The following is a 10,584-nucleotide window of genomic DNA, read 5'->3' on the forward strand; positions in this document are numbered from 1 at the left end:
CCACCCCGGGGCGGCTAGCGCCTCGCCCGGGCTACCGTTCATGTAGCCCGGCCAAGCGTAGCGCCGCCGGGGGGTTAGGTCAGATGGCTGGATTCACTTCCAGCTCAGGCGCTGGCGAACGCAGTAGCGCCCACAGAATAATCGCACCAATCACGTCAAACGCCGCCAGCACCGCGAACAGCGGGCTGAAGCCTAAGGTGTCGGCCAGTGCACCAACCACTAAGGCGAACAGCGTGCTCGCCGTCCATGCTGCCATGCCGGTAAAACCGTTGGCGGTGGCCACTTCACCCGGATCGAACATATCGGAAGAGAGCGTAATCAGCGCGCCGGACAGCGACTGGTGAGCAAAGCCGCCGACGCACAGCAGGGCGATAGCCACAAACGGGCTGCTGAACAGGCCGACCATACCTGGCAGGATCATCAGCGCTGCACCCATGGTCACCACCAGTTTGCGGGACACCACGATATTCACGCCAAAGACGCGCTGGAAAATCCCTGGCAGATAGCCACCGATGATGCAGCCCATATCGGCAAACAGCATCGGGATCCATGCGAACATGGCGATATCTTTCAGGTTAAAGCCGTAGGTGTGCACCATAAACAGCGGGATCCACGCGTTGAACGTCCCCCATGCCGGTTCGGCAAGGAAGCGCGGCAGGGCGATACCCCAGAATTTACGCTGGCGCAGCAGCTGACCGATATGCACCTTATCCACCACCTTGCGCTCCGGCTGGCCATCGGTGATGTAGTCGAACTCCTCTTTGCTCAGGCTTTTGCACTGCCCTGGGCGGTTATAAACCAGATACCAGCCCAGCGCCCAGACCATGCTGGCAATCCCGACGATGATAAATGCCAGACGCCAGCTGTGAATGAAGATGGCCCATGCGACCAGCGGCGGCGCAATAATCGCCCCCATGGAGGAGCCGACGTTGAAATAGCCGACGGCGACGGAACGTTCGTTATCCGGGAACCATTCGGTAACGGACTTCAGACCGGCGGGGATCATCGCACTCTCAGCGAAGCCGCCCAGGCCGCGGCACAGCGCCAGACCCTGCCAGCTGTTGGTGAAGGCCGCGCTAATGCAGAAGATGGCCCACATGCCGCCGAACAGGGTGTAGCCAACTTTGGTGCCAAGGGTATCCAGCACATAACCCGCGATAGGCTGTGCGATGGTGTAACAGGCGGAGAAGGTGGCCACAATCCAGGAATATTGCTGGGTTGTGATGTGGAGATTGCTCTGCAGCGTAGGCGCGGCGGCCGAAATAGTATTGCGGGTTAAATAACACAGGATTGTGCCAAGCGTGACTAGAGCCACCATAAACCAGCGCTTATGACCAGTGGTGCGCATAAAACTTTCCTTTACTTCTTAGAATGTGAAACGGCCTGTGTTGGGTGGACAGGCACAACTACGGTCATACAGAGAGAAGATAATTTGCTGGGCCAAAAAGAGGCGGGAGCAACGCACTGCGGTCCATTTATGAGATTTAGTGAATCCGTGTCACATTTTTTTCGAATAATAAACTCATGTTTCAGAAATTTTTGTGATCTAATTCAAAATTATTAAGATGGCGTACCACCTAAGTGTATCAAGGTAAGTAACGGCGTAATGAGGCGTGAAGAGAGCGGGATGCTGCCTGATTTACATCAATAAACAGGCAGATTTTGGAAACTATTTTTGCAGGGAGATGAACTCGTGCAGCAGGGCGGTGAGCTGCTTCATTTTTTCAGGCGTGAACTGTTTTTCAATCTGTTGATAGGCCTCTTCCACTTTTGCCTGCGCGCGCTCGTAAAGCGCATACCCCTCTTTGGTTAGCGACACATAAAGCTTGCGCTGATCGTTCACCGGCTTTAAGCGTAGCACCAGGCCATCGCGTTCCATACGCGTGAGGATCCCGGTCAGACTGGGGCGCAAAATACAGGTAGCGGCGGCCAGGTCGTGGAAATCCATCGATGGGTTATCGACCAGCACGCGGACAATGCGCCACTGCTGCTCCGTCAGATTATGCTGCTTTACGATCGGCCGAAAATAGGTCATCGCCACTTCCCGCGCCTGCATCAGGGCGATGGTTAAAGAATCGTGCATTCTGCCACTCCAGCCTTCTCATCATTAATATATGAACAATATAGCAATGTTGCTTTTATCGACAGCTGATTTTTACCGAAACCTGACGTTAATGCAATGTTGTTTTTATAACTAATTGATAAATATGTATATGATTTATTTTATGTGAAATTATTGTTAATCAAGTCACAAAAAATTGACTTGTGTTTGCTAAATGAGCGGCGGAAGCATAAAACACATCATTAACATATTAATGAATTGTTCGTCGTCTCTGAGGAGTTGTAAATGAAAGGTACCGTTTTCGCCGTGGCGCTCAACCACCGCAGCCAGCTTGATGCCTGGCGCGACGCGTTCGAGCAGGCCCCCTACAAGGCACCGCCTAAAACCGCCGTCTGGTTTATCAAACCGCACAATACCGTTACCGAAGGCGGTCAGCCGATCCCGTTCCCAGAGGGTGAAACGGTATTAAGCGGCGCGACGGTGGCGCTGGTGGTGGGCAAAACGGCCCGTAAAGTCCGCGTAGAGGAAGCCGCAGACTATATCGCCGGTTACGCGCTGGCGAACGAAGTCAGCCTGCCGGAAGAGAGCTTCTACCGCCCGGCGATTAAAGCCAAATGCCGCGACGGCTTCTGCCCGCTGGGTGAGGTGGTGCGCGTTGATAACGTTGACAACCTGACCATCATTACCGAAATCAACGGTCGACATGCTGACCAGTGGAGCACCGCTGACCTTAAGCGCAGCGCCGCCGAGTTGCTGAGCGCCCTGAGCGATTTCGCCACCCTGAACCCAGGCGATGCCATTCTGATAGGTACCCCGCACAGCCGCGTTGCGCTGCGTCCCGGTGACCAGGTACGCGTGTTGGCGGAAGGCTTCCCGCCGCTGGAAAACCCGGTGGTTGCCGAAGCGGACGCCCGCCCGGTGCCGCGCCCGCACGACCATGGCACGCTGTTCGCGCTGGGGCTGAACTACGCTGACCACGCCAGCGAGCTGGACTTTAAGCCGCCGGAAGAGCCGCTGGTGTTTATCAAAGCGCCTAACACTTTCAATGGTGACAACCAGACTTCGGTACGCCCGGACAACGTCGAGTACATGCACTATGAGTCTGAGCTGGTGGTGGTGATGGGCAAAACCGCGCACAAGGTGAGCGAAGCCGACGCCATGGACTACGTCGCGGGCTACACGGTCTGCAATGACTACGCCATCCGCGACTACCTGGAAAACTACTACCGCCCGAACCTGCGGGTAAAAAGCCGCGATGGGCTGACGCCGATCTCCCCCAACGTGGTGCCTAAAGCGGCGATTCCCGACCTGCATAACCTCACCCTGCGCACCTATGTTAACGGCGAGCTGCGCCAGGAAGGCACCACCGCGGATCTGATCTTCAGCGTGCCGTTCCTGGTCTCGTACCTCAGCGAATTTATGACCCTGCAACCGGGCGACATGATCGCCACCGGCACGCCGAAAGGGCTGTCCGACGTGGTGCCGGGCGATGAAGTGGTGGTGGAAGTTGAGGGCGTGGGTCGCCTGGTGAACCGGATTATCAGCGAGGAGTCTGCAAAATGAAAAAGATTAACCATTGGATCAACGGCAAAAACGTCGCCGGTCAGGACTATTTTCACACCACTAACCCGGCAACCGGTGAGGTGCTGGCAGAAGTTGCCTCCGGCGGTGAAGCGGAAGTGAACCAGGCGGTCGCGGCGGCGAAAGAGGCTTTCCCGAAGTGGGCTAACCTGCCGATGAAAGAGCGCGCGCGTCTGATGCGCCGTCTTGGCGACCTGATTGACCAGAACGTGCCGGAAATTGCGGCGATGGAAACTGCCGACACCGGCCTGCCGATCCACCAGACCAAAAACGTGCTGATCCCACGCGCGTCGCACAACTTCGAGTTCTTCGCCGAAGTGTGCCAGCAGATGAACGGCAAAACCTACCCGGTTGACGACAAGATGCTCAACTACACCCTCGTGCAGCCGGTGGGGGTGTGTGCGCTGGTATCGCCGTGGAACGTGCCGTTTATGACCGCCACCTGGAAGGTCGCGCCGTGCCTGGCGCTGGGCAACACCGCGGTGCTGAAAATGTCCGAACTGTCGCCGCTGACCGCCGACCGTCTGGGCGAGCTGGCGCTGGAAGCCGGTATTCCGGCGGGCGTGCTGAACGTGGTTCAGGGCTACGGCGCCAGCGCCGGTGATGCGCTGGTACGCCATCACGACGTACGCGCCGTCTCCTTTACCGGCGGCACCGCCACCGGGCGCAACATCATGAAAAACGCCGGGCTGAAGAAGTATTCCATGGAGCTCGGCGGCAAATCGCCGGTGCTGATTTTTGAAGACGCCGATATTGAACGGGCGCTGGACGCCGCGCTGTTCACCATCTTCTCCATCAACGGCGAACGCTGCACCGCCGGTTCGCGCATTTTTATCCAGCAGAGCATCTACCCGGAGTTCGTCAAACGCTTTGCCGAGCGTGCCAACCGTCTGCGCGTCGGTGACCCGAACGACCCAAATACTCAGGTCGGTGCGCTGATAAGCCAGCAGCATTGGGAAAAAGTCTCCGGCTACATCCGCCTTGGCATCGAAGAGGGTGCAACCCTGCTGGCCGGTGGCCCGGAAAAACCGACCGACCTGCCTGCGCACCTTAAGAACGGCAACTTCCTGCGCCCAACGGTGCTGGCGGACGTCGACAACCGTATGCGCGTGGCCCAGGAAGAGATTTTCGGCCCGGTAGCCTGCCTGCTGCCGTTCAAAGACGAGGCGGAAGGTCTGCGTCTGGCGAACGATATTGAGTACGGCCTGGCCTCTTATATCTGGACCCAGGACATCAGCAAAGTGCTGCGTCTGGCACGCGGTATCGAGGCCGGGATGGTGTTCGTCAACACCCAGAACGTGCGCGACCTGCGCCAGCCGTTCGGCGGCGTGAAGGCTTCCGGAACCGGTCGCGAGGGCGGCGAGTACAGCTTCGAAGTGTTCGCGGAGATGAAAAACGTCTGCATCTCTATGGGCGACCATCCCATCCCGAAATGGGGAGTTTGATATGGGTAAGTTAGCGTTAGCAGCAAAAATCACGCACGTGCCGTCGATGTACCTTTCTGAAATTCCCGGGAAAAACTTCGGCTGCCGTCAGGCGGCGATTGACGGGCATAAAGAGATTGGCAAGCGTTGCCGCGAGATGGGCGTCGACACCATTATCGTGTTCGATACCCACTGGCTGGTGAACAGCGCCTACCACATCAACTGCGCGGAGAGCTTTAAGGGCATCTATACCAGCAACGAGCTGCCGCACTTTATCCGCGACATGACCTACGACTATGAAGGCAACCCGGCGCTGGGTCAGCTGATTGCCGATGAAGCCGTGGCGCTGGGCGTGCGCGCCAAAGCGCACAACATTCCGAGCCTGAAGCTGGAGTACGGCACGCTGGTGCCGATGCGCTATATGAACGCCGATAAGCACTTCAAAGTGGTCTCTATTTCGGCGTTCTGTACCGTGCACGACTTTGCCGATAGCCGCAGGCTGGGCGAAGCAATCCTGAAAGCCATCGAGAAATACGATGGCACGGTGGCGGTGTTTGCCAGCGGCTCGCTGTCGCACCGCTTTATCGACGACCAGCGCGCGGAAGAGGGGATGAACAGCTACACCCGCGAGTTCGACCATCAGATGGACGAGCGCGTGGTCAAACTGTGGCGCGAAGGCAAGTTCAAAGAGTTTTGCACCATGCTGCCGGAGTACGCCGATTACTGCTACGGCGAAGGCAATATGCACGACACCGTGATGCTGCTGGGGATGCTGGGCTGGGATAAGTACGACGGCAAGGTGGAGTTTATCACCGACCTGTTCGCCAGCTCCGGTACCGGGCAGGTGAACGCCGTATTCCCGCTGCCAGCGTAAGGAACAACCATGCCGCACTTTATTGCTGAATGCACCACCAACATCCGTGAACAGGCTGATTTACCAGGCCTGTTTGGCAAGGTGAACGAGGCGCTGGCCGCCACCGGGATTTTCCCGATCGGCGGCATCCGCAGCCGCGCCCACTGGCTGGATACGTGGCAGATGGCCGACGGTAAGCACGATTACGCGTTTGTGCACATGACGCTGAAAATCGGCACCGGGCGCAGCCTGGAGAGCCGTCAGGAGGTGGGGGAGATGCTGTTCGGGTTGATTAAAGCCCACTTCGCCACGCTGATGGACAGCCGCTATCTGGCGCTGTCGTTTGAGATGGACGAGCTGCACCCGACGCTGAATTACAAACAGAACAACGTGCACGCGTTATTTAAATAAGACATGTGCTCGGTCGGTCCCCTCGCCCCTTTGGGGAGAGGGTTAGGGTGAGGGGGCACCTCAGCGGCCTGATGCCCTCACCCCGGCCCTCTCCCACAGGGAGAGGGAGAAAACACAGCCACAGGAATCACTATGCTCGATAAACAAACCCGTACCCTGATTGCCCAGCGGCTGAATCAGGCTGAAAAACAGCGTGAGCAGATCCGTGCCGTCTCGCTGGATTACCCGGATATCACCATCGAAGACGCCTACGCCGTACAGCGCGAATGGGTTGAGATGAAGATTGCTGAAGGTCGCACGCTCAAAGGCCACAAAATCGGCCTGACCTCAAAAGCGATGCAGGCCAGTTCGCAGATTAGCGAACCGGACTACGGCGCGCTGCTCGACGATATGTTCTTCCACGACGGCAGCGATATTCCGACCGACCGCTTTATCGTGCCGCGTATTGAAGTTGAACTGGCGTTCGTGCTGGCAAAACCGCTGCGCGGACCGAACTGCACGCTGTTCGATGTTTATAACGCCACCGACTACGTGATCCCGGCGCTGGAGTTGATTGACGCCCGCAGCCACAACGTGGACCCGGTAACCCAGCGACCGCGCAAGGTGTTCGACACCATCTCCGACAACGCCGCCAATGCGGGGGTGATCCTCGGCGGCCGGCCGATTAAGCCCGACGAACTGGATCTGCGCTGGATCTCCGCGCTGCTCTATCGCAACGGCGTGATTGAAGAGACCGGCGTCGCCGCAGGGGTGCTCAACCATCCGGCCAACGGCGTGGCGTGGCTGGCAAACAAGCTGGCGCCGTACGACGTTCAGCTGGAAGCGGGGCAGATTATTCTCGGCGGCTCGTTCACCCGCCCGGTACCGGCGCGTAAGGGCGACACCTTCCACGTCGACTACGGCAACATGGGCGCGATCACCTGTCGGTTCGTATAAAGGAAAAAACGATGATGAAGAACAGTTTCAAAGACGCGCTGAAGGCCGGCCAGCCGCAGATTGGCCTGTGGCTGGGGCTCTCCAGTAGCTACAGCGCTGAACTGCTGGCGGGGGCGGGCTTCGACTGGCTGCTGATTGACGGCGAACATGCGCCGAACAACGTCCAGACCGTGCTGACCCAACTGCAGGCGATTGCGCCATACCCAAGCCAGCCGGTGGTGCGCCCGTCGTGGAACGACGCGGTGCAGATTAAACAGCTGCTCGACGTAGGTGCCCAGACCCTGCTGGTGCCGATGGTGCAGAACGCCGATGAAGCGCGGGCGGCGGTTGCCGCGACCCGCTACCCGCCGCAGGGCATTCGTGGTGTGGGCAGTGCGCTGGCGCGTGCATCGCGCTGGAACCGCATGCCGGATTATATCCACCAGGCTAACGACGCAATGTGCGTGCTGGTGCAGATTGAAACCCGCGAAGCGGTCAGCAATCTGGCGCAGATCCTCGACGTCGACGGCGTGGACGGCGTGTTTATCGGCCCGGCGGATCTCAGCGCCGATATGGGCTATGCCGGTAATCCGCAGCACCCGGAAGTGCAGGCGACGATTGAAAAGGCCATCGTGCAGATTCGTGCGGCGGGGAAAGCGCCGGGGATTTTGATGGCAAACGAACAGTTGGCGAAGCGCTATCTGGAGCTGGGGGCGCTGTTTGTCGCCGTCGGCGTCGATACCACGCTGCTGGCCCGCGGCGCAGAAGCGCTGGCGGCGCGCTTTGGCGCGGAGAAAACCTCGCTGGGTTCGTCCGGCGTGTATTAACCCCTGCCGAACGGCGCTGCGCTTATCCGGCCTATCCGTAGGCCCGGCAAGCGCAGCGCCCCGGCAAAACCAGCTTCACCCTACGCAAATTCCCATCAGAGGAAAGGATAATGAGCGACACATCACCTGCAATCCCGGAGCAACTCAACCCAGCCGACCAGCACAAGCAGCTGACGGCGGGCCAACAATCGGTTATTAACAAACTGTTTCGTCGTCTGGTTCTGTTTTTGTTTGTGCTGTTTATCTTCTCATTCTTAGACCGTATTAATATCGGCTTTGCCGGGCTGACGATGGGGGCGGATCTCGGCCTCAACGCCACCATGTTCGGCCTCGCCACCACGCTGTTCTACGCCACCTACGTGATTTTCGGTATTCCCAGCAACATTATGCTGAGCATCGTCGGCGCGCGACGCTGGATTGCCACCATTATGGTGCTGTGGGGCATCGCCTCTACCGCCACCATGTTCGCCGTCGGGCCGAAAAGTCTCTACGTGCTGCGCATGTTGGTGGGCATCACCGAAGCCGGGTTCCTGCCCGGCATTCTGCTCTACTTAACCTACTGGTTCCCGGCGTTTTTCCGCGCCCGCGCCAACGCCCTGTTTATGATTGCCATGCCGGTGACCACCGCGCTGGGTTCGATTGTCTCGGGCTATATTCTGTCGATGGATGGCCTGCTGAACATGCACGGCTGGCAGTGGCTGTTCCTGCTGGAAGGTTTCCCGGCAGTGCTGCTTGGCGTGATGGTCTGGTACTGGCTTGATGACTCCCCGGCGAAGGCTAAATGGCTGACTGACGAGGATAAAAAGTGCCTGCAGGAGATGATGGATAAAGACCATCTGACCCTCGTGCAGCCCGAGGGTGCGATTAGTCACAGCGCCATGCAGCAGCGCAGCCTGTGGCGCGAAGTGTTTACGCCGATCGTCCTGATGTACACGCTGGCCTACTTCTGCCTGACCAACACCCTGAGCGCCATCAGCATCTGGACGCCGCAGATCCTCAAGAGCTTTAACGAGGGCAGCAGCAACATCACCATCGGCCTGCTGGCGGCGATCCCGCAGGTGTGTACTATTCTCGGCATGATTTACTGGAGCCGCCATTCGGATAAGTACCAGGAGCGTAAGCATCACACGGCGTTGCCGTTCCTGTTTGCCGCCGCCGGCTGGCTGCTGGCCTCGGCCACCAACCATAGCCTGATCCAGCTGTTGGGAATCGTGATGGCTTCGACCGGTTCCTTTAGCGCAATGGCGATCTTCTGGACCACGCCGGATCAGTCCATCAGCCTGCGGGCGAGGGCGATCGGCATTGCGGTGATCAACGCCACCGGCAACATCGGATCGGCATTGAGTCCGTTTATGATCGGCTGGTTGAAAGATGTGACCGGCAGCTTTAACAGCGGATTGTGGTTTGTCGCCGCGCTGCTGGTGCTGGGGTCGGTGATTATCTGGATTATCCCGATGAAATCCTCGCGCCCGCGCGCCACGCCGTAAGGAGCCGCCGCTATGTGCCAGCGTGCGATTACCAATATCGACATCAGCACCGAGTATGAGGAGAGTCTCGGCAGCAAGGATGTGCACTATCAGTCGTTCGCTCGCATGGCGGCGTTTTTTGGCCGCGATATGCAGGCGCATCGACACGATCAGTTTTTCCAGATGCACTTTCTTGATACCGGGCAGATTGAGCTGCAGCTCGACGATCATCGCTATTCGGTGCAGGCACCGCTTTTCGTGCTGACGCCACCGTCGGTACCGCACGCGTTTATCACCGAGTCGGATAGCGACGGCCACGTGCTGACGGTTCGCGAAGATTTGGTCTGGCCGCTGCTGGAGGTGCTGTATCCCGGCACCCGCGAGGCGTTTGGCCTGCCGGGGATGTGCCTGTCGCTGGCGGACAAGCCTGAAGAGCTGGCGGCGCTGGCGCACTACTGGCGGCTGATTCAGCGCGAGTCGACGTCCGACCTGGCGGGGCGAGAGCACACGCTGGTGCTGCTGGCGCAGGCGGTGTTCACGCTGCTACTGCGCAACGCGCCGCTGGACGACCACGCGGCCAGCGGCGTACGCGGCGAGCTGAAGCTGTTCCAGCGCTTTAACCAGATGATTGATACCCACTATCACCGTCACTGGACGGTACCGGACTACGCCAACGAGCTGCATCTGACCGAATCCCGGCTGACGGATATCTGCCGCCGCTTCGCCAACCGCCCGCCGAAGAGGTTGATATTCGACAGGCAACTGCGCGAGGCCAAGCGGCTGCTGCTGTTTTCCGACAGCGCGGTGAGCGAGATTGCCTGGCAGCTTGGGTTTAAGGACCCGGCCTATTTTGCCCGCTTTTTTAACCGCTTAGTGGGGTGCTCGCCGAGCGCGTTTCGCGCACAGAAAGTACCGGTGTCGTGATTTTTCCCCGGCGGCGCTTCTGTACGACCGGATACATAGGTAACACTTCAGACCGGGAACATAGGTAACACTTTCCTAGTCTATCCGGATAATACTACGGCTTTTCCGGTCATAGTAAGCA

General features: G+C 58.6%; 10 protein-coding genes. 8 read left to right on the top strand and 2 right to left on the bottom strand.

Features of this window, described 5'->3' with window-relative positions:
• Positions 1–79: 79 nt before the first annotated feature.
• Together FHC49_RS18365 and hpaR are read right to left on the bottom strand one after the other, a co-directional pair.
• On the bottom strand, positions 80–1,348 hold the full coding sequence (locus tag FHC49_RS18365) for an MFS transporter (protein WP_220440522.1): 1,269 nt from the start codon (positions 1,346–1,348) through the stop codon (positions 80–82).
• A gap of 321 nt (positions 1,349–1,669) precedes the next feature.
• On the bottom strand, positions 1,670–2,083 hold the full coding sequence (gene hpaR, locus FHC49_RS18370; RefSeq protein WP_185667227.1) for a homoprotocatechuate degradation operon regulator HpaR: 414 nt from the start codon (positions 2,081–2,083) through the stop codon (positions 1,670–1,672).
• Positions 2,084–2,347: 264 nt separating this feature from the next.
• Between hpaR and hpaG the strand changes: the two genes are divergently transcribed.
• The 8 genes from hpaG (at position 2,348) to hpaA (ending at position 10,463) form a co-directional block, all read left to right on the top strand.
• Positions 2,348–3,625 carry a 4-hydroxyphenylacetate degradation bifunctional isomerase/decarboxylase gene (gene hpaG, locus FHC49_RS18375; RefSeq protein ID WP_220440523.1) on the top strand — a complete coding sequence of 426 codons (1,278 nt, stop codon included), beginning with the start codon at positions 2,348–2,350 and terminating at the stop codon, positions 3,623–3,625.
• Positions 3,622–5,088, top strand: coding sequence for a 5-carboxymethyl-2-hydroxymuconate semialdehyde dehydrogenase (hpaE, locus tag FHC49_RS18380; RefSeq protein WP_185667225.1), 1,467 nt, complete (start codon positions 3,622–3,624; stop codon positions 5,086–5,088). The genes hpaG and hpaE overlap by 4 nt, the downstream gene beginning before the upstream one ends.
• Before the next feature lies 1 nt (position 5,089).
• A complete protein-coding gene (hpaD, locus tag FHC49_RS18385) occupies positions 5,090–5,941 on the top strand; it encodes a 3,4-dihydroxyphenylacetate 2,3-dioxygenase (protein WP_185667224.1) in 852 nt (283 codons plus the stop codon).
• Between the two features lie 9 nt (positions 5,942–5,950).
• A complete protein-coding gene (locus tag FHC49_RS18390) occupies positions 5,951–6,331 on the top strand; it encodes a 5-carboxymethyl-2-hydroxymuconate Delta-isomerase (protein WP_185667223.1) in 381 nt (126 codons plus the stop codon).
• A gap of 132 nt (positions 6,332–6,463) precedes the next feature.
• Entirely contained in the window at positions 6,464–7,267 is an 804-nt protein-coding gene (gene hpaH, locus FHC49_RS18395) for a 2-oxo-hept-4-ene-1,7-dioate hydratase (RefSeq protein ID WP_220440524.1), read from the top strand.
• A gap of 14 nt (positions 7,268–7,281) precedes the next feature.
• On the top strand, positions 7,282–8,073 hold the full coding sequence (hpaI, locus tag FHC49_RS18400; protein ID WP_220440528.1) for a 4-hydroxy-2-oxoheptanedioate aldolase: 792 nt from the start codon (positions 7,282–7,284) through the stop codon (positions 8,071–8,073).
• 110 nt (positions 8,074–8,183) lie between these two features.
• A complete protein-coding gene (gene hpaX, locus FHC49_RS18405) occupies positions 8,184–9,560 on the top strand; it encodes a 4-hydroxyphenylacetate permease (RefSeq protein ID WP_220440525.1) in 1,377 nt (458 codons plus the stop codon).
• A 12-nt stretch (positions 9,561–9,572) separates the two neighbouring features.
• Complete coding sequence (gene hpaA / locus FHC49_RS18410; RefSeq protein WP_185667220.1) at positions 9,573–10,463, top strand: 4-hydroxyphenylacetate catabolism regulatory protein HpaA; 891 nt, start codon at positions 9,573–9,575, stop codon at positions 10,461–10,463.
• Positions 10,464–10,584 lie beyond the last annotated feature (121 nt).

It is taken from the genome of Kluyvera sp. EC_51, assembly GCF_019584505.1.
GTDB lineage: Bacteria > Pseudomonadota > Gammaproteobacteria > Enterobacterales > Enterobacteriaceae > Kluyvera > Kluyvera sichuanensis.

Excerpts from the sequence above, each read along its gene's own strand:
- FHC49_RS18365 (WP_220440522.1), bottom strand. The coding sequence starts at position 1,348 with ATGCGCACCACTGGTCATAAGCGCTGGTTTATGGTGGCTCTAGTCACG.
- hpaR (WP_185667227.1), bottom strand. The coding sequence starts at position 2,083 with ATGCACGATTCTTTAACCATCGCCCTGATGCAGGCGCGGGAAGTGGCG.
- hpaG (WP_220440523.1), top strand. The coding sequence starts at position 2,348 with ATGAAAGGTACCGTTTTCGCCGTGGCGCTCAACCACCGCAGCCAGCTT.
- hpaE (WP_185667225.1), top strand. The coding sequence starts at position 3,622 with ATGAAAAAGATTAACCATTGGATCAACGGCAAAAACGTCGCCGGTCAG.
- hpaD (WP_185667224.1), top strand. The coding sequence starts at position 5,090 with ATGGGTAAGTTAGCGTTAGCAGCAAAAATCACGCACGTGCCGTCGATG.
- FHC49_RS18390 (WP_185667223.1), top strand. The coding sequence starts at position 5,951 with ATGCCGCACTTTATTGCTGAATGCACCACCAACATCCGTGAACAGGCT.
- hpaH (WP_220440524.1), top strand. The coding sequence starts at position 6,464 with ATGCTCGATAAACAAACCCGTACCCTGATTGCCCAGCGGCTGAATCAG.
- hpaI (WP_220440528.1), top strand. The coding sequence starts at position 7,282 with ATGAAGAACAGTTTCAAAGACGCGCTGAAGGCCGGCCAGCCGCAGATT.
- hpaX (WP_220440525.1), top strand. The coding sequence starts at position 8,184 with ATGAGCGACACATCACCTGCAATCCCGGAGCAACTCAACCCAGCCGAC.
- hpaA (WP_185667220.1), top strand. The coding sequence starts at position 9,573 with ATGTGCCAGCGTGCGATTACCAATATCGACATCAGCACCGAGTATGAG.